This is a genomic window from Nonomuraea antimicrobica (assembly GCF_039536965.1).
Taxonomy (GTDB): Bacteria; Actinomycetota; Actinomycetes; order Streptosporangiales; family Streptosporangiaceae; genus Nonomuraea; species Nonomuraea antimicrobica.
In genome coordinates this window covers 1-22223 of the sequence record NZ_BAAAZP010000188.1, presented here as the reverse complement: position 1 = coordinate 22223, position 22223 = coordinate 1, and the positions used below count along the sequence as shown (strand labels likewise).

At 71.0% G+C, this 22223-nt stretch carries 23 protein-coding genes; 10 read left to right on the top strand and 13 right to left on the bottom strand.

Annotation, left to right across the window (positions count from 1 at the left end):
- Positions 1 to 88 precede the first annotated feature (88 nt).
- Positions 89 to 424, top strand: a complete 336-nt coding sequence (locus ABD844_RS43090) for a carboxymuconolactone decarboxylase family protein (RefSeq protein WP_344892267.1) — start codon at positions 89 to 91, stop codon at positions 422 to 424.
- On the opposite strand, the gene ABD844_RS43085 is transcribed toward ABD844_RS43090, so the two are convergent.
- Positions 384 to 1532, bottom strand: a complete 1149-nt coding sequence (locus ABD844_RS43085; RefSeq protein ID WP_344892264.1) for a PQQ-dependent sugar dehydrogenase — start codon at positions 1530 to 1532, stop codon at positions 384 to 386. The two genes, ABD844_RS43090 and ABD844_RS43085, sit on opposite strands and share 41 nt — an antisense overlap.
- Positions 1533 to 1558: 26 nt before the next feature.
- On the opposite strand from ABD844_RS43085, the gene ABD844_RS43080 reads away from it, so the two are divergent.
- A complete protein-coding gene (locus ABD844_RS43080) occupies positions 1559 to 2308 on the top strand; it encodes an SDR family NAD(P)-dependent oxidoreductase (protein ID WP_344892261.1) in 750 nt (249 codons plus the stop codon).
- A 138-nt stretch (positions 2309 to 2446) separates the two neighbouring features.
- Here ABD844_RS43080 and ABD844_RS43075 read toward each other — a convergent pair whose 3' ends face one another.
- Positions 2447 to 3661, bottom strand: a complete 1215-nt coding sequence (locus tag ABD844_RS43075) for an ABC transporter ATP-binding protein (protein ID WP_344892258.1) — start codon at positions 3659 to 3661, stop codon at positions 2447 to 2449.
- A gap of 179 nt (positions 3662 to 3840) precedes the next feature.
- Between ABD844_RS43075 and ABD844_RS43070 the strand changes: the two genes are divergently transcribed.
- Positions 3841 to 4950: a LacI family DNA-binding transcriptional regulator gene (locus ABD844_RS43070; RefSeq protein ID WP_344892256.1), complete on the top strand. Its 1110-nt coding sequence runs from the start codon at positions 3841 to 3843 to the stop codon at positions 4948 to 4950.
- A gap of 65 nt (positions 4951 to 5015) precedes the next feature.
- Here the strand turns inward: ABD844_RS43070 and ABD844_RS43065 are convergent, their stop codons facing one another.
- Positions 5016 to 6143 carry a 2,5-dihydroxypyridine 5,6-dioxygenase NicX family protein gene (locus ABD844_RS43065; RefSeq protein WP_344892253.1) on the bottom strand — a complete coding sequence of 376 codons (1128 nt, stop codon included), beginning with the start codon at positions 6141 to 6143 and terminating at the stop codon, positions 5016 to 5018.
- 138 nt (positions 6144 to 6281) lie between these two features.
- Positions 6282 to 6767 (bottom strand): glutathione peroxidase, encoded by a 486-nt coding sequence (locus ABD844_RS43060; protein WP_344892250.1) that lies wholly within the window; start codon positions 6765 to 6767, stop codon positions 6282 to 6284.
- A gap of 454 nt (positions 6768 to 7221) precedes the next feature.
- Between ABD844_RS43060 and ABD844_RS43055 the strand changes: the two genes are divergently transcribed.
- The gene (locus tag ABD844_RS43055) at positions 7222 to 7680 is read left to right on the top strand and encodes an aggregation-promoting factor C-terminal-like domain-containing protein (RefSeq protein ID WP_344892247.1); all 459 of its coding nucleotides are present in this window, start codon (positions 7222 to 7224) and stop codon (positions 7678 to 7680) included.
- Positions 7681 to 7707: 27 nt separating this feature from the next.
- Here the strand turns inward: ABD844_RS43055 and ABD844_RS43050 are convergent, their stop codons facing one another.
- Positions 7708 to 9021 (bottom strand): sensor histidine kinase, encoded by a 1314-nt coding sequence (locus ABD844_RS43050; protein ID WP_344892244.1) that lies wholly within the window; start codon positions 9019 to 9021, stop codon positions 7708 to 7710.
- An 82-nt stretch (positions 9022 to 9103) separates the two neighbouring features.
- Complete coding sequence (locus tag ABD844_RS43045; RefSeq protein ID WP_344892241.1) at positions 9104 to 9577, bottom strand: nucleoside deaminase; 474 nt, start codon at positions 9575 to 9577, stop codon at positions 9104 to 9106.
- A 175-nt stretch (positions 9578 to 9752) separates the two neighbouring features.
- On the opposite strand from ABD844_RS43045, the gene ABD844_RS43040 reads away from it, so the two are divergent.
- Both ABD844_RS43040 and ABD844_RS43035 read left to right on the top strand, forming a co-directional pair.
- Positions 9753 to 11537 carry an ABC transporter ATP-binding protein gene (locus tag ABD844_RS43040; RefSeq protein ID WP_344892238.1) on the top strand — a complete coding sequence of 595 codons (1785 nt, stop codon included), beginning with the start codon at positions 9753 to 9755 and terminating at the stop codon, positions 11535 to 11537.
- Positions 11534 to 13384, top strand: a complete 1851-nt coding sequence (locus tag ABD844_RS43035; RefSeq protein WP_344892235.1) for an ABC transporter ATP-binding protein — start codon at positions 11534 to 11536, stop codon at positions 13382 to 13384. Before ABD844_RS43040 ends, ABD844_RS43035 begins: the two co-directional genes overlap by 4 nt.
- A 7-nt stretch (positions 13385 to 13391) precedes the next feature.
- On the opposite strand, the gene ABD844_RS43030 is transcribed toward ABD844_RS43035, so the two are convergent.
- The 5 genes from ABD844_RS43030 to ABD844_RS43010 all read right to left on the bottom strand — a co-directional run bounded on the left by ABD844_RS43030 (position 13392) and on the right by ABD844_RS43010 (position 15446).
- Positions 13392 to 13823: a hypothetical protein gene (locus ABD844_RS43030; RefSeq protein ID WP_344892232.1), complete on the bottom strand. Its 432-nt coding sequence runs from the start codon at positions 13821 to 13823 to the stop codon at positions 13392 to 13394.
- A gap of 124 nt (positions 13824 to 13947) precedes the next feature.
- The gene (locus ABD844_RS43025; protein WP_344892229.1) at positions 13948 to 14229 is read right to left on the bottom strand and encodes a hypothetical protein; all 282 of its coding nucleotides are present in this window, start codon (positions 14227 to 14229) and stop codon (positions 13948 to 13950) included.
- Positions 14230 to 14307: 78 nt separating this feature from the next.
- Positions 14308 to 14643, bottom strand: a complete 336-nt coding sequence (locus ABD844_RS43020) for a DUF202 domain-containing protein (RefSeq protein ID WP_344892368.1) — start codon at positions 14641 to 14643, stop codon at positions 14308 to 14310.
- 25 nt (positions 14644 to 14668) lie between these two features.
- Positions 14669 to 15001 (bottom strand): YidH family protein, encoded by a 333-nt coding sequence (locus ABD844_RS43015; protein ID WP_344892226.1) that lies wholly within the window; start codon positions 14999 to 15001, stop codon positions 14669 to 14671.
- Positions 15002 to 15059: 58 nt separating this feature from the next.
- Entirely contained in the window at positions 15060 to 15446 is a 387-nt protein-coding gene (locus ABD844_RS43010; protein WP_344892223.1) for a hypothetical protein, read from the bottom strand.
- Between the two features lie 176 nt (positions 15447 to 15622).
- Here ABD844_RS43010 and ABD844_RS43005 point away from each other — a divergent pair, with 176 nt between their 5' ends.
- The 4 genes from ABD844_RS43005 (at position 15623) to ABD844_RS42990 (ending at position 20800) form a co-directional block, all read left to right on the top strand.
- The gene (locus tag ABD844_RS43005; protein WP_344892220.1) at positions 15623 to 16225 is read left to right on the top strand and encodes a winged helix-turn-helix domain-containing protein; all 603 of its coding nucleotides are present in this window, start codon (positions 15623 to 15625) and stop codon (positions 16223 to 16225) included.
- Between the two features lie 154 nt (positions 16226 to 16379).
- The gene (locus tag ABD844_RS43000) at positions 16380 to 17576 is read left to right on the top strand and encodes an MFS transporter (RefSeq protein ID WP_344892217.1); all 1197 of its coding nucleotides are present in this window, start codon (positions 16380 to 16382) and stop codon (positions 17574 to 17576) included.
- A 117-nt stretch (positions 17577 to 17693) separates the two neighbouring features.
- Positions 17694 to 18653, top strand: a complete 960-nt coding sequence (gene bla / locus ABD844_RS42995) for a class A beta-lactamase (protein ID WP_344892214.1) — start codon at positions 17694 to 17696, stop codon at positions 18651 to 18653.
- 17 nt (positions 18654 to 18670) lie between these two features.
- Positions 18671 to 20800 (top strand): transglycosylase domain-containing protein, encoded by a 2130-nt coding sequence (locus ABD844_RS42990; RefSeq protein WP_344892211.1) that lies wholly within the window; start codon positions 18671 to 18673, stop codon positions 20798 to 20800.
- A 23-nt stretch (positions 20801 to 20823) separates the two neighbouring features.
- On the opposite strand, the gene ABD844_RS42985 is transcribed toward ABD844_RS42990, so the two are convergent.
- Both ABD844_RS42985 and ABD844_RS42980 read right to left on the bottom strand, forming a co-directional pair.
- Positions 20824 to 21558 (bottom strand): hypothetical protein, encoded by a 735-nt coding sequence (locus ABD844_RS42985; RefSeq protein WP_344892208.1) that lies wholly within the window; start codon positions 21556 to 21558, stop codon positions 20824 to 20826.
- 49 nt (positions 21559 to 21607) lie between these two features.
- Positions 21608 to 22223 (bottom strand): GntR family transcriptional regulator (locus ABD844_RS42980; protein ID WP_344892205.1); only part of this gene is annotated, 616 nt, incomplete at its 5' end.

Below are 22223 nucleotides of genomic sequence, written 5' to 3'. Positions count from 1 at the left end.
CCCGCTACAACGTTCATGCAACCCCCATTGGTTCATCCCAGGAAGTAGCGAAAGATATGAGGATCCCTTTCGACACCCGGAGCGAACAATGACAGAACCCGCAATGGAGACCATGGACTCGTTCGGCATCACGGCCGAGCGCCAGTTCGCCGACGTCTGGTCGCGGTCGGTCCTGTCGATCAGGGAGCGCCGCCTGCTCCTTCTCGGGCTGCTCGTCGGCCAGGGACTGCACGAGATGACGGACGTCCAGCTCGACGTGGCCCTGCGCGCTGGCGAGCTGAGCGAGGCCGAGTTGCGCGAAGTGGTGGTCTTCCTGACCCACTACGCGGGCTGGGCCCGGGGCGCGAAGCTGAACGGCCAGGTGGAGGATCTGATCGAACGGGTCAGGCAGGCTCGATCCGATACAGCAGACCCTGCAGGCTGAGCGCGTACAGCTCGCCGTCGGGGCCCTCGCCGAAGGAGGAGAGCTGATCGACCTCGCCGACCTCGGCCGCGTCGTCGAGGTCGGCCACGGGCGCGGCCCTGACCCAGCCGGCGCAGAAGTCGCCGTACAGGAACCGGCCGCGCAACCAGGGGATCTTCTGGCCGCGGTAGACGTGCCCGGCGATGACCGAGCAGTTGCCGCCCTCGTTCAGCGGATAGACGATCACCGGGTCGACCAGGTCGTCACCACCGCCGTCGCGGTAAGGGCTGTTGCCCTCGCGCACGTTCCAGCCGTAGTTCTCGCCGCCCTCCGAGTCGGCGGGCTGGTGGTCGACCTCCTCCCAGGCGTTCTGGCCGACGTCGCCGATCCACAGGTCGCCGGTGGCGCGGTCGAAGGTGAACCGCCACGGGTTGCGCAGGCCGTAGGCCCAGATCTCGGGACGCACCCCCGCCCGGCCGGTGAACGGGTTGTCCTCGGGGACCTCGTACGGGTCGCCGCGCGGGTCGATGCGCAGGATCTTGCCCAGCAGCGTGCCGAGGTCCTGGCCGTTGCCCTCGGGGTCGCCCGCACTGCCACCGTCGCCGAGGCCGATGTAGAGGTGACCGTCGGGGCCGAAGGCGAGCTGCCCGCCGTTGTGGTTGGCGTACGGCTGGTCCTGGACGAGCACGTCGCGCCGGGCGGTGGCGCGGGTGCCGTCGTAGGCCCACTCGGTGACGTGGGTGTCGCCCTGGGCGTCGGTCCAGTCGAGGTAGACCCAGCGGCCGGTGGGGTGGAAGGCCACGCCGAGCAGCCCCTGCTCGTTGCCCGTGCTCACCTCGCGCGACAGGTCGATCACCGTCGCGCCGTCGGAGGTGCGCAGGCGGCCGGTCTGCTCGGCGACGTAGAGCCGGTCGTCGCCCTTGCGCACGGCCATCGCCACCGGCTGCTCCAGCTCGGCGATCTCCGTGAAGCGCAGCTTCCCGGGCTGCTGGGAGTCCGTGGGCGCCCCGGCGGTTGACGGCGCGGCGGATCCGCCCGTTGGGGCAGGCCGGGCGGCCGGTGGGTCGGAGGCGCAGGCGAGCAGGGACGCGAGGAGTAACACGGCCACGACGAGGCGCACGACGCTCATCCTGCCATGGACGTTAGGGTTCAGGCATGCCTACCGCATTGATCACTGGCGCGACCGCCGGCATCGGCGCCGCCTTCGCCCGGCGCCTGGCCGCCGACGCGTACTCGCTCGTCCTGGTGGCGCGCGACGAAGCCCGCCTCGCCCGGGTCGCCGACCAGCTCAAACTCAGGTACGGCGGAAACGTCGAGGTGCTGCCCGCCGACCTGGCCACCGAGGAGGGCCTGGCCCGGGTCGAGTCGCGCATCCGCGACGGCGTCGACCTGCTGGTCAACAACGCCGGTTTCGGCAACGCGGGCCACTTCCCCGACGTGCCGGTGGAGCGCGAGACCCGGATGCTCAAGGTGCACTGCGAGGCCGTGCTGCGGCTGACGCTGGCGGCGCTGCCCGGCATGCGCGAGCGCGACCGGGGGGCGATCGTCAACGTGGCGTCGGTGGCGGCGTTCTTCACGCGCGGCACCTACAGCGCGTCCAAGGCGTGGGTGGTGAACTTCAGCGAGTCCGCCGCGCACGAGGTGGGCAACCCGCGCATCAAGATCATGGCGCTGTGCCCCGGTTTCGTGCGCACCGAGTTCCACCAGCGGGCCTCGATGGACACCTCGGGCATCCCCGGGTTCCTGTGGCTGAAGGCCGACGCCGTGGTGCGCGCGGCGATGCGCGACCTGGCGCTGGGCAAGCGGGTGTCGGTCCCCGACCTGCGCTACAAGATCATTGTGGCGGTGGGCCGGCTCGTGCCGCGCGGGTTGCAGGCGATGGTGTCCGAGCGCATCGGCCGCTGAGACCGCGCATGAGACCGTGCCGCACCTCCGCCAGGCGGCGCCGTGGAGGAGGATGGGCCCCCGCCGCGGGAGGGGGTCGCGGTGGGGGCCCGGGACGGCCGTGGGCGTCGCCCACGGCCGGGAACGGAGGTCAGCGGTTCAGCGGTTGGCCTCGTGGCCGATCGACAGGCCCGAGGTCGGGTCGAAGAAGTGCAGGTTGTGCGTGTCGAGGACCAGGTCGATGTGCTGGCCGGGACGCACGTGGCTGCGGGCGTTGACGCGCGCGGTCCACAGGGACTTGTCGCCCGACAGCGGGAGCTGCGCCTCCTCGTCGTCGCCCGTGTCGGCGGCGGCGACGGTGTCCTTGTGCTCCACCGGCGGGGCGTCGATCAGGAACAGCACGTTGATCTCGGAGCCCAGCTCCTCGGTGACCTCCGCCTTGACCGGCAGGGTGGCCCAGCTGTTGGCGTGGTTGCCGGCCGAGGCGGCGTCCTCGAAGTCGGAGGGGCGGATGCCGAGGATGATCTTCTTGCCGATGTACTGGTCGAGGCCGGGCTTGTCGGCGAAGGCCGACTCGGGGATCGGCAGCTTGATGTCGGCGAAGGCCACGGCCGCGCCGCCGTCGCCGCGGACCATCTCGGCGGTGACGAAGTTCATCGAGGGCGAGCCCATGAAGCCCGCCACGAACAGGTTGACCGGCTTGTCGAACAGGTTCTGCGGGGTGTCCACCTGCTGGAGGAGACCGTCGCGGAGCACGCAGACGCGGTCGCCGAGGGTCATGGCCTCGACCTGGTCGTGGGTGACGTACACGGTGGTGACGCCGAGGCGCTCGTGCATCTGGTTGAGCGAGGCGCGCATGGAGACGCGGAGCTTGGCGTCGAGGTTGGACAGCGGCTCGTCCATCAGGAACGCCTGCGGCTCACGGACGATCGCGCGGCCCATGGCGACGCGCTGGCGCTGACCACCGGAGAGCGCGGCCGGCTTGCGCTTGAGGTAGGTCTCCAGGCCGAGCATCTTGGCGGCGTCGTGGACCCGCTTCTGGATCTCCGGCTTGGGCATCTTGCGGAGCTTGAGGCCGAACGCGAGGTTCTCCTCGACCGTCATGTGCGGGTAGAGCGCGTAGTTCTGGAAGACCATCGCGATGTCGCGGTCTTTGGGCGGGAGGTGGTTGACGACCTTGTCGCCGATCGAGATCTCGCCCCCGCTGATGTCCTCCAGGCCGGCGATCATCCGGAGCGCGGTCGACTTACCGCAACCGGACGGGCCGACCAGCACCATGAACTCGCCGTCCTTGATCTCAAGGTTGAGCCCGTTCACGGCCTTCACGCCACCGGCGTAGACCTTGTCGACGTTCGTCAGAACGATGGATGCCATGGGATTCCTTCGCGCTCCAGGGCTGTGGCCCGGACGTTGGTACCGAGTCCCCACTCACGTGGATACGTTTTCAAGCATCTCACCCGAAACGGACATCCGTGTCAAGGGTTACCGTGTGACCAGCCCTTGTCGTTCCTGGCGTCTTCCGGATCCGCGGAAACCATGATGGAATCGTTTCCATGGACAAGCGGGCGACCATCAAGGATGTGGCCGAGGCGGCCGGCGTGGGCGTCGCGACCGTGTCCAGGGTGCTCTCGGGCGGCTCGGCCAGCCCGCACACCAGAGAGCGCGTCCTGGCCGTGGCCGCGCAGCTCGACTACCGCCCCAGCGCGCTGGGGCGCAACCTGCGCCAGCGCCGCACCGGCGGCATGGGCCTGCTCGTCCCCGACCTGACCGACACCTTCTACGCGCAGCTCGCCGAGGGTGTGCTCGCCTGCGCCCGCTCGGCCGGCGAGCCGGTCCTGCTCGGGTCCACGGGCGGCGACCCCGAGCAGGAGGCCGAGCTGATCGGCATGCTCCTGGAGCAGAGCGTCGACCGGCTCATCGCCGTCCCTTCCGGCGACGAGGAGACCTGGGCCCCGGCGATCCGCGCGGGCATGACGGTGGTCTTCGCCGACCACCTGCCCGCCCCGCCTTCCCCCGTGTCCTACTCTGGGCCCTTTTCTGGGCCCTCCTCTGGGCCCTCCTCCGGCGACGACCCGGCCGTGCGCTCGGTGCACGACCTCATGCTCCTCGACGGCCTGTCCGCCGCGCCGCGCTCGCGGCCGCTGGACGCACCGTCCGTGGTGGCCGACGACCGGGCGGGCATCCGTACGGCGGTCCGCTACCTGCGCGGGCTGGGCCACAAGCGCATCGCCTTCCTCGGCGGCCCCGGCCACGACCGGCGGGCCGCCGCGTTCGGCGAGGCGGTGGGGGCGCCGGTGGACGAGGAGCTGGTCGTGTTCGGCACCGGCAGCCGCGACTCGGCCTACGCCGCCGCCTCGGGCCTGTTCCAGAGCCGTCCCGACCTGTCGGCGGTGGTGGCCGGGGGCAACGTGCTCGGCGAGGCGGCGGTGCTGGCGGCCAGAGAGCTGGACCTGCGGGTGCCCAGAGACGTCTCGCTCGTGATGTACGACGACGTGCCGTGGGCCGAGCTGTGCTCCCCGCCGCTCACGGTGATCGCCCAGCCCGGCCGCGACATGGGCTACCGGGCGGCCGAACTGGTGCTGCGCTCGGGCGCCCGCAAGCCCCGTTCGGTGGTCCTGCCCACGGAGCTGATCATCCGCGGCAGCTGCGGCCCACACCGCTGACCGCGCCCCCTTTGACCGCGCCCTCTTGATCGGGCCCCCTTGATCGGGCCCGCGAGGACGACCGGCTACCCGGCCCCGGTGTAGCGGCGCGGGAGGATCATCACCGGGTTGTCGTCGAGGACCACGTCCGGCGGGCCGAACTGGGCCGCGACCTCCCTGATCTCCGGCTCGTCCAGCATCAGCAGCCGTCCGTGCTCGACGAACAGCTCGCCGTCCACCTCCACCGTCGGCCGGTCCACCTGGCAGTCGCAGTGCGCGAAGCCGGGCCCTGACGTGACCGGCACGCCGTCGGTCAGTCCGTCGAGGCCGCAGTAGAAGGCCCCCGCGTGCTTCTCGCGCTCGAACTGCGTGCCGCCCGCGAGGCGTACCTTCGGGTTCAGCCCGAACAGGCCGTGGCGCATGTAGAGGCCGCCGGGGGCGTAGCGGCGCAGTTGGGCGGCCGCGGCCCCGCCCTCGATCTTGCGTACCAGGTTGCCTTCGAGCGTGATGCGCAGGGGCTCCTCCGGCACGCCGGTCACCGTGCAGTCCTCGACGACGAGCACGCCCTCGGTCTCGGTCGGCCAGAAGTTCGCCCCTCCGTACGGGAAGGGCCGCCAGTCGCCGGACCGCAACGCCCCCGGGTCGGGGTCGAAGGCCAGGCCGGAGAAGGTGACGTCGGTCCCCCGCGCGGACGTCACCCTGATCGACCCCGCCGCCGAGAGCTGCCGCAGGGCCCGCCGCAACAGCGCGTAGAACACCTCGGCGGGCAGCCGGCCGCCGGTCAGCAGCGCCCCGGCGGTCGCGGTCATGTGCAGGGACAGGAAGCGGGAGGAACGTGACTTGATCTGGTCGAAGAACAGCGGCGCCGTGTGCACCTCGCCCCACCAGGTGCCGCTGATCACGACGTCGGCCTCGTGGAAGGCCGCCGTCTCGATCTCCAGGGACGCCTGCCGATCCCATCCTCCGGCGCTGAACGGGGGCACCGACAGGATGCGCACGTCCGCGTCGCGCAGGGCCGCCGCCGCCGCGATGGCCTGCACGACGACCGGATCGATGGTGTGCTCCATCATCAGCAGCACCCGCTCGCCCGGAGCCAGCCGTACGTACTCGCACAGGTTGCGCACGCCGGGCATCAGCTCGACGATCGAGTACGGAGCCGCGGCGGGCTCGGCGACATAGCTGAAGGGCGATCCCGCGTATGGATTGATCGTCATCACGCGCTCCATGGGACATCAGTCGACAACCTGGTCGATACCCAGCGACACGGACACATCACGCGTTCGTCCCACTACTCTTCGTATCTATCGATCAGGTCGCCGCCCGAGCCACCGCGCGGGAGGCGGGCCCGGCTGCTAGAGAAGCCGCTCGATCGCCGCGGTGACGGCCGTGTCCTGCGGCTCGGTCCGCGGCCGGAAGCGGGCCACGACCCGGCCCTCGCCGTCGAGCAGGAACTTCTCGAAGTTCCACTGCACGTCGCCGGCCTCGCCCTGCCCGTCGGCGGCCTGGGTCAGCTCGGCGTACAGGGGATGCCGGTCGGGGCCGTTGACGTCGGCCTTCTCCAGCAGGGGGAAGTCCACGCCGTACGTGGTGGCGCAGAACTGCTCGATCTCCTCGGCCGTGCCCGGCTCCTGGCCGGCGAACTGGTTGCAGGGCATGCCGATGACGGTGAAGCCGCGGGGGCCGTACTGCTCCTGGAGCTTGACGAGGCCGGTGTACTGCGGCGTGAGGCCGCAGCGGGAGGCCACGTTGACGACGAGGGCGGGCTTGCCGCCGGTCAGCTCGGCGAGCGAGGTGGGCGCGTCGGCGAGCGTGCGGAGCGGGATCTCGGAGAGGCTCATGACCCGACCCTACAGAAGCGGGACTGGGCCGGAACCGGGCCACCGGCCACACCCCCGCGACCTGGCCGGACGTCGCCGTGTCGCGCCTCGCGAGCCCCCACTCCCACGGTTGGCGCCCGGCCAAACCCCAGGCTTGTCCGCATTTCTCGGCAAGGGTCCACCATATGGCCGGCGGACCGGGCAAACCCGCTCCAGCGAGCGGCCCTTTTATCCGCAACGATCACACAAACACCTGTCCTGCGCGTGTCCTGATGTGCGTCCCGCGGTGACGGCGCGTACTAGGAATCGTGCTTGAGGACACGTCGTGGTGCCCTCCGGGCCACCCAGTTGGATCGGGCGGACGCAGAAATCCCGGAGGGCCGCGCGGACCCTCCACGTCCGAGCCACGGACGCGGACCGGCAGGGCGCCTGCTCTTGGCGCCCGTCCGCACGCGACCTGAGCGCAAGGATCGATTTGGACAGCAAACGCGCGATCAGCGGCACACTCATCTCCGTCACCGCGTTCACCGCGCTGGGGACGACCGCACCGGCTCTGGCCGAATCCGGGCCACCGATCAAGACCCGGATCTGGACCACGTCGGCGCAGCCGAAGATGGCGGCCGTGCGACCCGCCGGCAGGAACAAGAAGATCGCCCTGGGCCATGTCGTCCAGCGGGCGTGGAACTACCAGGAGTTCCGCTGCCTGGACAACCTGTGGACCCGGGAGAGCAACTGGAACCACCGGGCGCTCAACCACTCGTCCGGCGCGTACGGAATCCCGCAGGCCCTGCCCGCCGGCAAGATGCGCGGCGCGGGCAGCGACTGGAAGTCGAACCCCGAGACGCAGATCCGCTGGGGCCTGGCCTACATCAAGGGGAGATACGGCAGGCCGTGCGGCGCCTGGGGCCATTGGAGATCGCACAACTGGTACTAGCCGGCGCAGGAGGGCATCCGGAGCCGCTCACCGGGTGCCCTCCCGCCGCTCCGCCTGATCGGCCAGCGGAATCCGCAGGGAGACCCTCGTGTCCGGGCCTTCCACGATTTTGATCTCCCCTCCGTGCGCGCGGGCGATGTCCCTGGCGATCGGGAGCCCCAGGCCGCTGCCCCCGGTGTCGCGCGACCGCGTACGGTCCAGCCGGGTGAAGCGCTCGAACACCCGCTCCCGCAGCTCCGCGGGGATCCCCGGCCCGTCGTCCACCACGTCCAGCAGGGCCCACTCCCCCGACCTCAGCACCCGTACCAGCACCCGCGAGTCCCCGTACCGGTCGGCGTTGGACAGCAGGTTCGTGAACAGGCGGGCCAGGCGCAGGCGGTTGCCCCGCACGTACACGCCGGACTGGACCTCCGTCGTCACCGGCAGCCGGCAGGGCCGCCGCGCGATCTCGGCCTCGACGAGCCGGCCCAGGTTGACGCGCTCGTGCGCGACCTCGGGGCCGGCGTCCAGGCGGGCCATCAGCAGCAGATCCTGCACGATGTCGGACAGCCGGTACGCGTCGTCCAGCGCCGCCCGCCAGTCCGCCTCGGTGCGCTCCTCGAGGCCCGCCTCCAGCCGCACCGTCAGGGCCGCGATGGGGGTGCGCAGCTCGTGTGAGGCGTCGGAGACGAACCGCCGGTGCCGGTCGACGGCGTTCTCCAGGCGGTCGAGGGTGTCGTTGACGGTGGCGGCCAGCTCGGAGACCTCGTCCCTGGTGGCGGGCACCTCGATGCGGCGGCCGAGGTCGACGGCGCTGATCTGTTCGAGGCCCCGCCTGATCCGCTCGACGGGGGCCAGCACGCGGCCGACACCGTACCAGGCGCCCCAGGCCATGAGCGCCAGGAGGGCGGCGGAGGAGCCGAACAGGAGCGCGGGCAGGAAGGGCGAGCGCATCAGGAACGTCTCGCGCACGGCGCCGTAGGCGACGATCGGGCCGTACGGGGTGGAGGCGTTGCGGGTGCCCACGACGATCAGGCACCCGTCGGGCCGGCACACCCGGTCCTCGACCCGTGAGTCGCCGCCGGTGGGCCAGGCCCGGGTCAGCGGCGGCCGGCCGGCCAGGGTGGAGCTGGCGGCGACGACGTCGCCCCGCGCGTCCACGACCTGCATGAAATGGACGTTGTCCTGCGGCGGGATCGGGCCGGTGAGCCGCTGTCTGTCGACCATGGTCGCGACGTGCCGGCTGGCGCTGGCCGCCTGGTCCATGAGGTCGGCCCGCGCCCGCGCCGGGTACGTCATCGTGATCAGTCCCACTCCGGCCAGGAGCACGACGCCGAACGACACCACCGTCGCGATCGTCATCCGTGCCCTTATGGAGCGGTAGTGCACCATGGTCCGACTCTGCCATGCATCGTACAAACCGCAGGTCAAACGGGTGTCGGGGTCAGCCGTGGAAGCGGCGGTGCAGCTCGCGCACCTCCTCGGCCAGCTCGGGCACCGGGCCCTCGACGGTCACGCCGGGCGCGACGTCGTTGACCGGCAGCGTACGCACGGGCGGCGCGGGCACACCCAGCTCGGCCAGCCAGGCGGCGAGCTGGGCCGAGGAGGCGACGTACACGATGCGGCCCAGCCCCACCCACGCGTGCGCGGCGGCGCACATCGGGCAGTGCTCGCCGGAGGTGTAGACGGTGGCGGCGGAGCGCTCCTCGGGCGTCATGTGCCCGGCCGACCAGCGGGCGAGCTCGAACTCCGGATGCCGCGTGGCGTCTCCCGAGGCCACCCGGTTGTGGTCTTCGGCCAGCACGGCGCCGTCGCCGGAGACCAGCACCGACCCGAACGGCTGGTCGCCTGACTCCAGGGCCAGCCGGGCGAGTTCGACGCAGCGCCGCAGGTGCGGCAGCTCCGATGGCTCGATCATGGGTCTCCTCTCACGGGCCGTCCGGGCCGGCATAAAGAACATTCCCGAACACATCACAACAAGGGTTACGTGCCACCGGAACTACACGATCTTTCATGTTTCCGCACGTCACGTACAGGAAACCCACCATCAGGCCACAGAAAATCGGTTGATGCCCCGTATTAGCCTAGGAGGGATGCCTCCCGATACGCACAAATCTCGCCGTCCCCTGCTCTCCTCCAACTCCCTGTGGCGGATGAAGTCCTACCTCCGCCCATACGTCGTCAGACTGACCTTCATCTGGCTGGCCGCGATCGTCGGCATCGCCGTCGGCATCGCGCTCCCCCTCATCAGCGAGAGGGTCATCGACGGCCCCGTCGCCCACGGCGACTCCGGCGCGCTGCTCCCGCTCGGGCTGCTCGCGATCGGCGTCGGCGTGGTCGAGGCTCTGCTGATCTTCTTCAGGCGCTGGCTCCAGGTCAAACCGGTGCTCGGCCTGGAGACCGCCATCCGCGACGACCTCTACGAGCACCTGCAGCGCCTGCCGATGGGCTTTCACGGCGACTGGCAGTCGGGTCAGCTCTTATCACGGGCCACGACCGACCTGTCGACGATCCGCCGCTTCCTCGGCTTCGGCATGCTCTTCCTGGTCATGAACATCCTTCAGCTCATCACGGTCACCGTGCTGCTGCTGAACAAGTACTGGCCGCTCGGGCTGCTGGTGCTGGCCTCGGCCGTACCGATCGTGTGGACCTCGCTGCGCTTCGAGAAGCGCTACATCAAGATCTCCCGCCGGGTCCAGGACGAGCAGGGCGACCTCGCCACGCTCGTCGAGGAGTCCGCGATCGGCATCCGTACGATCAAGGCGTTCGGCCGCCGCCACCACGTCTACGACCGCTACGACGACGCCGCGCTCAAGGTCTACGGCTCGTCGATGGACAAGGTGCGCCATTCGGCCAAGTTCTTCGCGTTCCTGGAGATCATCCCCAACATCACGCTGGCCTTCGTGCTGCTGCTGGGCGCGCTGGCGGTCGGCTCGGGCGGGCTCACCCTGGGCGCGCTGGTCGCGTTCACCACGCTGATGCTCCAGCTAGTCTGGCCGATCGCGAGCCTCGGCTACATCCTGGCCATGGCCCAGGAGGCGATGACCTCCGCCGACCGCCTGATGGAGGTCATGGACACAGCCCCGGCCATCGAGGGCGGCACCCGGACCATCGACGAGCCGCGCGGGCACCTGCGCTTCGAGGGCGTCGGCTTCCGCTTCGCCGACTCCGAGGAGCCCGTGCTGCACGACCTCTGGCTGGAGGTCAGGCCGGGCGAGACCGTGGCCGTCGTGGGCGCGACCGGGGCGGGCAAGACCACCCTGACCGCGCTGGTGCCCCGCCTGATCGACCCCACCTCGGGCCGGGTCACGATCGACGGGCACGACGTGCGCGAGCTCGACCTGAAGGTGCTGCGCTCGGTGGTGGCCACCGCCTTCGAGGAGCCCACGCTGTTCTCCATGAGCGTGCGCGAGAACCTCACGCTCGGCCGCCTCGACGCCACCGAGGAAGAGCTGGCCGAGGCCATCCGGACCGCGCAGGCCATGTTCGTCTACGACCTGCCGTGGGGCCTCGACACCCGCATCGGCGAGCAGGGGTTGTCCCTGTCCGGTGGCCAGCGCCAGCGCCTGGCCCTGGCCAGGGCGGTGCTGAGCAAGCCGCGCATCCTCGTGCTCGACGACACGCTGTCCGCGCTCGACGTCGAGACCGAGGCCCTGGTGGAGGAGGCGCTGCGCCACGTGCTGCGCGAGGCGACCGGCATCGTGGTCGCCCACCGGGCCTCCACCGTGCTGCTGGCCGACAAGGTCGCGCTGCTGCGCGGCGGCACGATCACCCACGTCGGGCAGCACCAGGAACTGCTGGCGCGGGTGCCCGAATACCGGGAGCTGCTGGCCCAGGACGCCGACTTCGACGGCGCCTCGGAAGGAGCGCTGCGATGACCGCCACGGCCCCGGAGACCGGGCAGGACGCCCGTTCCTGGCGCGGCGTCGCCTCCGAGGACCAGGACGAGCTGCCGGAGAAGGTGTCCGTGCTGCTGCGGGCGCGCTCGCGGCGGCTGCTGGGCGACCTGCTCAAGCCGTCCAGGAAGAAGATCGCGCTGCTGGTCGCGATCATCGTGGTGTCGAACGCGGCCGGCCTGTCGATCCCGTTCCTGGTCTCGGTGGGCATCGACGAGGGCATCCCGCCGATCACCGGCGGGTCCGGCCCGAGCGTCCTGCTGACCGTGGTCGGGGTGATCCTGGGCGCGGCGATCACCCAGGCGCTCACCCGGCAGGCGTTCCTGCGGCTGTCGGGCACGATCGGCCAGGGCATCCTGCTGGAGCTGCGCCGCAGGGTGTTCGACCACTTCCAGCGGCTGTCGCTGAGCTTCCACGAGAACTACACCTCCGGACGCGTGATCTCGCGGCTGACCTCCGACATCGAGGCCATCGCCGAGCTGCTCCAGTCGGGGTTCGACGCGCTGGTCAAGGCCGTGCTGACCATGGTCGGCACGGCGGTGCTGCTGCTGGTGCTGGACGTGCACCTGGGCCTGGTGGCGCTGATCCCGCTGCCGTTCCTGGTGCTGTTCACGAAGTGGTTCAGGCAGCAGTCGGCCATCGTCTACCGGCGTACACGGGAGACCGTGGCGCTGGTGATCGTCCACTTCGTGGAGTCGATGACCGGCATCCGCGCCGTGCAGGCCTTCCGCAGGGAGCCGCGCAACCAGGAGATCTTCGAGCAGCTCAACGACGACTACCGGGGGGCGAACGCGCGCAGCATGCAGCTCGGCGCGACGTTCATGACCGGCATCAAGCTGATCGGCAACCTGACGATCGGCGGCGTGCTGCTCTACGGCGGCTGGCTGGCGCTCCAGGGGGAGGTCAAGGTCGGTGTGCTGACCGCGTTCCTGCTCTACCTGCGCCAGTTCTACGAGCCGATGCAGGAGGTCAGCCAGTTCTACAACACGCTGCAGTCGGCCGGCGCGGCCCTGGAGAAGCTGTCGGGCGTGCTGGAGGAGGAGCCCGCCGTGCCCGAGCCGCGCGAACCGGCGGCGCTGCCGTCCGGCACCGCGCGGGGGAAGGTGCGCTTCGAACGGGTCGAGTTCGCCTACGTCAAGGAGATGCCGATCCTGCCCCGGCTCGACCTGACGATCCCGGGCGGTCAGAGCGTGGCGCTGGTCGGCGCGACGGGCGCGGGCAAGACCACGCTGGCCAAGCTGATCTCCCGCTTCTACGACCCGACCGAGGGCCGCGTGCTGCTCGACGGCGTCGACCTGCGCGCGCTCGACGAGCCCACGCTGCGCCAGGCCGTGGTCATGGTGACCCAGGAGAACTTCCTGTTCAGCGGTACGGTCGCCGACAACATCAGGTTCGGCCGCCCGGGCGCCACCGACCGCCAGGTACGCGAGGCCGCCAAGGCCATCGGCGCCCACGAGTTCATCTCCGGCCTGCCCGACGGCTACGCGACCGAGGTGGGCAAGCGCGGCGGGCGCATGTCGGCCGGGCAGCGGCAGCTCGTCGCGTTCGCGCGGGCGTTCCTGGCCGACCCGGCGGTGCTGATCCTCGACGAGGCCACCTCCAGCCTCGACGTGCCGAGCGAGCGGCTGGTGCAGCGCGCGCTGCGGACGATCCTGGCCGAGCGGACCGCGCTGATCATCGCGCACCGGCTGTCGACCGTGGAGATCGCCGACCGGGTGCTGGTGATGGAGCGCGGCCGCATCGTCGAGGACGGGCCGCCGGACCAGCTCATCGCCGCCTCCGGCCGCTTCGCCGGGCTGCACCGGGCGTGGCTGGAGAGCCTCAGCTAGTGCCCGGCTAGTGCCGGGGGCGGGCCAGGGCCACGATGTTGGCGTACAGCTCGTACCCGACGAACAGGGCCAGCGGCACGCCCAGCGCGACGAGCAGCCGGCCGGGCAGATGCGCCCGCTTCGCGGCGGGCGCCCTGCCCGTGGCCGGTACCGGCGCCATGACCGGCGCCGGCTCCGGCTCGGACTCACGCTGGGGCATCAGCTCGGGATGGCGGGTGAGATACCCGGAGGGGAACCAGGTCACGTGGTACGCCCCGCAGTCCGGACAGCAGAGGTCCGTCCAGGGCGGCGGCACGGGAACCCCCGAGCTGAGCCAGATGTCCACCTCGTTGCCGTAGACGTCTGAGAGGTGTCTGACGACGTACTCCTCTACCCAGACGTGCAGGCAGCGAAGGCATTCGAAGGGCCACGTCTCACAGGTCTCGAACCCGTCGGGCACCAGAACCACCCCCGGCCGTTGATCGCCGTGTCGATCCGAGTGTCCGTCCGGCCACGTTCTCCGTACAAGACGGGCTTTCTGCCACCGGGAGCCACGAAATGCTCACCCGCTGTCAGGTTAGGAGTCAGTAGAACGGTCTGGGCACCGGGCTGAGCAACGGCGTCGCGTCGGGAACGACGGGCTCGGCCGGTGGGATCAGCTCGGGATGGCGTGACAGGTAGCCGTCCGGGAACGTGGTCGCCTTCTGGCAGCCGCACCGCGGGCAGATGGCGCCCGGCGAGGGCGGCGGGATGGGCAGGTCGGCACGCAGCCAGACCTCGCCCGCGTTGCCGTGATCATCTTCGATGTGCCTGACGACGTACTCTTCCTGCCAGACATGCCAGCAGCTCTGGCACTCGAAAGGCACTTGCCGGTGCTCTTCCTCCAATGAGGTCACCCCCTGATTCCGAGTGTCCGCCTCCCTCTCGAATTCCCGCAACCGGCCTCACCGAACGGTGAACACAAAGGTGAAAGCACCTGCCACCACGCTCAGCGTGCCGAGCCAGGCGAAAACCACGTCGAGCCCGGCGCCCAGCGGCCGGCCGCCGTGCAGCGCCGCCTGGACCCGACGGAACCGCAGCCTCGTCCTGATGAGCAGGACGCCGCCGCAGAACGCGGCCATCGCGAAGGCCGCGATGGCGACCGAGGGCAGGCTGCTCCTGACCGCGAGCCCGGCCGCGGCCAGCCCGCCGGTGGACAGCGCCACCGCCGTACGCACCCAGGCCAGGCGGGTCCGCTCGCTCTGCAGCCCTCGGTCCCAGATCTCCTCGTCCGCGGCCATCGTCAACGACCGCCCCTCTGTGTGCTCATTTCTGTGCCGACAGGATGATGAGGACGAGGGCCACCACGGCCACGGCGGCGACGCCGTACCCGAAGACGGCCGCCAGCGCGGGCGGCGGGAGCGGCGCCTGCTCACGCAGCGCACGCTGGATGTTGCGCCAGCGGGGGTAGGCCATACCCGCCGCCAGCGCGGAGAGGGTGACCAGCACGACGGCCAGCCCCGTACGGATCCACGGCACGAACACGTCGGACGGCACCGCCGCCATGGCCACCCCACCCGCGCTGAGCGCCAGCGCCGTGCTCAGCCAGGTGAGGAAGGTCCGTTCGTTGGCCAAGGTGAAACGCGGGTCGGGTTCCATGGGATAAACGCTAATTCGTACCCATTTCCCCTAGAGAAGTCGGGATTGTCCCAACGGCTCAGCTGCAGGCCTGGGCCACCTTCTCCACGTAGGCGGCGCCCTCCGCGGTGACCTTCTGTACGGCGTCGACGGCGTCGTTGACGTCGTTGAGCGTGATGCCGGTCAGGGTGCTGGCCATGCTGTCGCTGGCCTCTTTGAGCGTGGTGTTGGCCGCCGTGTCGGCAACGCCGTTGAGCTTGGCCGCGGCGTCGTCGAGGGCTTTGTCCATGGCCTGGGGGTCGTTGGTGAGCGAGGCGATCTGCGTGCCCAGGTCGGCGATGATCTTCGGTGCCTCCAGACACGCCTGGGCCTTGTCGATGGTGTTGTTGACGTCGCTGCAACCGGCCGCGAACGCGGCCGAGGCGAACAGGGCCAGGGGCACGAACCGGCTTTTGAGGTGACGCATGCTTCGACCCTACCCAAGCACCCGGCCACGTGCTGTGACCAAAACTTTCCGGACAGCTCACCGACCCTCCCGCCTGCGCCCGGAACGTGCCGGGCGGCTCGGCGGGCACGGTCGCCGTCCCGGCATTCCAAAGAAACCCTTGACGTTTCGCCGGCCTTCGCCCGAAGATTCCAAGCATGTCTTTGGAATCAGCTTCGGGCGGCCGTCCCCGGCGGCTGCTGGACGACCCGGCGGCGATGCGGGCGTTCGCACATCCGGTACGACTGGCGCTGCACGAGGTGCTGCTGCGCGCGGGCACGGCGACCGCCGCGGACGCGGCCCGCGAGGTCGGGATCAGCCAGGCGCTGGCCTCGTACCATCTGCGGCAGCTCGCCAAGTACGGCTTCGTCGAGCAGGCACCCGCCCGCGACGAGCGAGAACGGCCGTGGAAGGTGACCGAGACCGTCCAGGAGTGGGTCAGCGACGAGCCCGGCACCGACGCCTCGGCCGCGCGGGGGCTGCTGGAGCAGGTGATCGCGGAGCGGGCGCTGGCCCGGCTGGTCGAGTGGCAGCAGCGCCGGGCCGACGCGCCGGAGCCGTGGCGGAAGGTCGGCGGGGTCGGCAACTTCTACCTGTACGCCACCCCTGACGAGATCAAGGCGATCGGGGCGGCCGTGGAGGCGCTGCTGGAGCCGTTGATGGCGCGCACGTCCGCCCCGGCCTCCCGGCCCGACGGGGCGCTGCCCGTGCTGGCGACGCAGCTCGTGGTCCCGCTCCCCCCGACCGGCACGGGCGACTGATGCGCCGCTCCCCCCGCCCTCTCCCCGCCAGCGTCCCCCGGGCCCTCCGGGTCGTTCTGACCGTTCTGACCAGCCTGGCCGTTGTGTCCAGGACCTCCGCCTCCGCCCACCGGGCCGCGCCAGCCGGATCGCTCCCGTCCGGCGGTCGCCTCTCATGACCGAGGCCGCGCCGCCCGGGATCGGGGCGTTATGGGGTGGCAACCGGGACTTCCGCCGGTTGCTCGCGGCCGGGCTGATCTCGCAGACCGGTGACTGGGCGATCGGCACCGGACTGGCCTTCCACGTCTACCTGCTCACCGGCTCCACCCTCTCCACCGCGACCATGCTGCTGGCCTCCCGGCTCCCCGACGTCGTGCTGGGCCCGGTCGCCGGGATGCTGGCCGACCGCTGGGACCGCCGCCGCCTGCTGGTAGGCACGGATCTCCTCCTGGCGCTCGGGCTGCTGCCGCTCCTGGCCGTACGCGAGCCCGACCAGGTGTGGATCGTGTACGCGGTCGCGCTCTGGACGGGCGCGCTCGGCACGGTGCTCGCGCCCGCCCAGAAGGCGCTGCTCCCCCGTCTCGTGCCCGAGTCGCACCTCGTCCGGGCCAACGCCCTGCACGGGCAGAGCGGCCAGGCCGCCCGGCTGATCGGCGCGCTGGCCGGCGGGCTCGCGGTCGGCGCGGGCGGCCTGGCCGCCGTCGTCTGGATCGACGTGGCCGGCTTCCTGCTCTCTGCGCTGCTGCTGGCGAGCCTGCGGACGTCGTCACCGGCCGGGGGCGAGCGTGCCCCGGCGCGGCGGGGGCCGTCCGTGCTGCGGGAGAGGGGCGTCCGGCTGCTGGTGGCGTACATGGTGATCACGGGGCTGGGTGAGGGCGTCTTCGCGACGCTGGCCACCCCCTTCGTGGCGGACGTGCTGGGCGGCGGCGGGGACGCGTACGGGGCGTTCCTGTCGGTGCAGGCGGTGGGGGGCATCGCCGGTGGGCTCGCCGTGGCGGCCTGGCCGGGCGACGCGCCGCCGCGGGCACTGCTGGGCTGGGGGACGGTCGTCTTCGGCCTGGCGGACCTGGCGCTGTTCGCCTACCCGCTGGCCTGGCCCGTGCTCTGGCCGGCGCTCGTCCTGATCGTCGTGGCCGGGGTCCCGGCCGCCGCGGCGACGGCGGGGCTGACCACGCTGGCGCAGACGGCCACCGGCGGCGACCGCGCCGGGGCCGTCTTCGGGCTGCTCGGGAGCGCCCACGCCGCCACGGGGCTGCTCGGCCTGTCGATCGCGGGCGCGCTCGGCGACCGGATCGGCATCGTGCCGACGTTGTGCCTGCACGCCGCCGGGCTGGTCGGCGCGGGCCTCATGGTGCTCCGGCGAGGCCGCTGACCTGCGTTCATACAAGGTTCGATATGGAAACTTTCGCGATATCGCTATTAGACATCGCCGGATCGCATCTGCTTTGCTCCTGCCCGCGACCTGATGGACGACAGTAAGGACTCTGGCATGCGACACCTCCGCACCCGCCGCTACCCGGCGACGCTGCGGGCGACCGCCCTGACGTTCTCCCTCTTCACGGGTGCCACGCTGACGACGGGCGCGGCGGGGGCCGCGCCGGCCGCGGCGGCGACGGTCGCGCAGGCGGTCCCGGCGGGCCAGGCACAGGTCACCAAGGAACTGCGGGCTCTGGAGACGTCCTTCAAGGGCCGCATCGGCGCGTACGCCGTCGACACCGCCACCGGCAAGACGCTCACCTACCGGTCGGGCGAACGCTTCCCGCTCCTGTCCACCTTCAAGGCCATGGCCTGCGCGGCGGCGCTGCACAAGGCGCGTACCTCCGAGCCCGGCCTGATGGACAAGCGGGTCACGTGGACGGCCGCCGACGTCAAGCCCAACTCGCCGACGACCGAGAAGCACGTCGAGGACGGCCTGACGGTCGCCCAGCTCTGCGAGGCAGCCATCACGCTGAGCGACAACACCGCGGGCAACATGGTGCTCAAGCAGCTCGGCGGGCCCGCCGGGCTGACCAGGTACTTCCGTACGCTGAAGGACCCGGTCTCCCGCCTCGACCGCTGGGAGACCGAGCTGAACGACTGGACCCCGAAGGACAAGCGCGACACCACCACGCCCGCGGCCATCGGTCGTGACCTGCGGCTGGTCACGTCCGGGAGCGCGTTGACCGCCAAGGACCGGGAGCAGCTCAACGCCTGGCTGATCGCCGCGAAGACCGGCGGCGCGCGCATCCGCGCCGGGCTGCCCAAGAGCTGGACGATCGGCGACAAGACGGGCACGAACTCCGAGATCGGTACGGCCAACGACATCGCCGTCGCCTGGCCGTCCGGCAGGTCGAAGCCCCCGGTCATCCTGGCCGTCTACACCAACCGCGAGGTCGCCGGCCTGCCCGCGGACGACGCGGTGATCGCCCAGACCGCCACGATCCTGGCTCGCGGACTCGGCAGGCTCTGATGCCACGTCGGGGGACGATGATCGTACGCTTGGCCGCCCTGGGCGCGGCGGCGGGCGTGCTGGTGGCCGCGATCACGGTGCCGGCCGTGGGGGGCGCGGGGGCCGGGCTCGTGGCGGCGGCGAACGAGGTGAACCTGGTGCCGGTCGAGCTCGCCGAGCCGCCGCCGGCCGAGGTGACGATCGTGCGGGACGCCAAGGGCGGCGAGATCGCCCGCTTCTACGAGGAGTACCGCGAGGTCGTCGACTTCGACGAGATCTCCGGGACGATGAAGACGGCGATCGTCGCGATCGAGGACTTCCGGTTCTACGACCACGGGGCGATCGACATCGAGGGCACGCTGCGCGCGCTGGCCACGAACCTGCAGTCGGGCCGGGTGAGCCAGGGCGGGTCGAGCATCACGCAGCAGTACGTCAAGCAGGTCCTGCTCAACTCGGCCGACACCGATCAGGAGCGGGACGCGGCCATCGAGGCGAGCTACGCGCGCAAGCTCAACGAGCTGCGGTACGCGATGGGGATCGAGAAGAAGTACACCAAGGACCAGATTCTCGAGAAATATCTGAACATCGCGTACTTCGGGGCCAGCGCGTACGGGGTGGAGGCGGCGGCCAAGCGGTTCTTCGGCGTGCACGCGGCCGACCTGACCCTGCCGCAGGCGGCGACGCTGGCCGGCGCCGTCCAGGACCCGAACGCCACCGACCCCAACCTCGGCCCCGAGCAGCGCGAACGCCTGCTGAAGCGGCGCAACGTCGTCCTGGACCGGATGGCCGAGCTGGGCAAGATCACCAGCGCGGAGGCGGAGAAGGCGAAGGACGCCAAACTCGGCTACAAGGGCACCAACCTCCCCGGAGGCTGTGAGTCCAGCAAATATCCGTACTTCTGCATCTACGTTCGCCAGGAGATCCTCAAGAACCCGGACTTCGGCCGCACCGCCAAGGACCGGCTCGCGATGCTCAACCGCGGCGGCCTGACCATCAAAACCACGCTCGACCCGGCCATGCAGGCGGCGGCCGAGCAGGCCATCAAGCGGTACGTGAACGCCTCCGACCAGCCGGTCGCCTCCGAGGCCCTGGTCAAGCCGGGCACCGGGGAGATCAGGGCGATGGCCGCCAGCAGGGAGTACGGCAGGCGGGCGGCCAAGAACGAGATCTCGTACAACGTGGTCGCGGACGCGGCGCACGGGGGCGGCGTCGGGTTCCAGCCGGGGTCCACGATGAAGACGTTCACGCTGATCACGGCACTCAAGGAGGACATGAAGCTGGACGACGGCCTCGCCGCGGGGGCGGGTTACCGGGCGCCGGAGTACTCGACGTTCAAGAACTGCGCGGGCGGGAACGCCGGCGACCCGACCCACACCGTCACCAACGACGAGGGCTCGCCCGGCTGGAAGACGCTGCGCAGCGGCACGTGGGACTCGGTGAACACGTTCTTCATGGAGCTGGAGCAGCGCGTCGGCCTCTGCGACACGGTGGAGACCGCCAAGTCGCTGGGCGTTCGGCGGGCGGACGGCAAGAAGCTGCAGGAGTACGAGACGTTCACGCTCGGGATCAACGAGACCGACCCGGTCACGATGGCCACCGCGTACGCGGCGATCGCGGCGCGCGGCTCGTACTGCGCCCCGATGGCGATCACCCAGATCACCGACCGCGACGGCAAGACCACCCGATACCGCCCCAAATGCCGCCAGGCCCTGGACCCGCCGATCGCCGACGCGACGGCCGAGGTGCTGTCCGGCGTGTTCACCGAGGGGACGATGAGCGGGGTGGGCGGCATCGGCCGCCCGGCGGCCGGCAAGACGGGCACCACGGACGACTACGCCTCGGCCTGGTTCGCCGGTTTCACCCCCGACCTGGCCGCCGCGGTCAGCCTGGGTGACCCGCGCGGCTCGCAGCAGCACAAGCTGACCGGGGTGACGATCGGCGGACGCTACTACGGCGCGGTGCAGGGGGCCAGCATCCCGGGTCCGATCTGGCGGGACACGATGGCCTCCGCGCTGCGAGGGGCCGAACCGAGCGAGTTCGTCCCGGTGAACACGGCGCGGTTCGAGGGCTGCGGCGAGCACTGTCAGCCGGAGAAGGAGGCGGTCGACGAGAGTGGCGACGAGCCGCTCCCGGAGGTCTCCCTCGCCCCCGAGGACATCCTGGAATAGAACGCCTCACCCCCGCCAGCCGGTCATCCGTCCTCGGCGAACGCCCCTGACCAGGGCGAGTAGATGTCCCGGTGGGTGAAGAGCAGCCCGTCGTCCGCGTCCTCCGCCACCCCGAACGGGTCCGCGGGCGGGCTGCCCAGCTCGTCCGACATCGCCTCACCCGCCTCCAGGAACCAGACGACCCCGCTGATCGGTTTCGCGGCCGGGAACGGGAACGGCACCTGGTCCTCGTTCACGTGCAGGATCTCGTAGATCGCGCTCGACAGGTCGCCGACCTCGGCCCGGACCTCGGCCTCGGTCGCCTCCGGCCGGATCGCCCGGTACGAGCGCCGCCCCGCCTCGATGATCTCGCCGAAGTCGTCGACGAGGTAATCGAGGCGGGACAGGATGGACAACACCCCTCCCGCAGCACCGGACACGGGAACCGGCCCGGACACCGAGCCCAGATCGGAGGCCAGCTCGGACACAGAAGTCAGGTCGGACGCGGAAGTCAGGTCGGACGCCGGGGGCGGGTCGGACGCGGAAGTCAGCTCGGACGCCGGGGGCGGGTCAGGCTCGCCGCCTGGGACGGGCGCGATCAGCTCCTCCCCCGTCAGGGCCGCACCGGCCTCGGCGTAGGCCCGCGCCGCCTCCCTCAGCGCCTCGCTCTCGGCGGTCCACTCTGACGGGTTCCCCGCTTCCGACACGGCGTTCAGATGGTCGCCGATGGCCGCGATGAGCGCCTGCGCCGCGTTCCTGAACTCCTCGGCACCTGTCAAGGGATCTCCCTCCGCACGGATGGATCATTCTGGACGCGTCCGGAGCGCCTCAGAACTCGTCATGACCGGAGACCTGCGTGATGGCGAACACGTGCCGGGTGGCGGCGCACACGGTCTCCAGGACGTGGACGGGCGTGCCGTCGGTGGCGTAGCTCGCCCGCAGCACCTGGACGATCCACTCGCCGGGCTCCAGCTCCAGCGTCTCGCGTTCGAAGGCGGTCGGGGGCCGGGCGGTCAGGCTCTCCTCGGCGTGGCCGAACGTGTGCCCGAGGGCGATCAGCGCGGCCTGGAGCGACGGCTGGACGAACCCGGGCTCGGCGAGCCGGGTGCCGCCGAAGAGGTCGGCGCGGAAGTAGCTGGTCGCGATGCGTACGGGGACGTCGTTCGCGGTCATCATCTTGCGCCGGGCCACCACGTCGGTGCCGGGCTCGATCCGGAGGCAGGCCGCGACCTGGTCGCCGGCCGGTTCCGGTCCGACGTGGAGCATGCGTCGGCCCGCCTTGAGCCCCTGGCGTTCCGCCTCGGCCAGGAAAAGCGACCTGGAGCCTCGTACGGCGGGCTCGGTCGGCAGCGCCCTGCGTACGAGCACGCGGGCGGATGCGTCCCCGTGCGCGGGCCGCTCGGGCGGGACGCCCGGCCGCGCGGCGATCTCCTCCGGGGTCGCG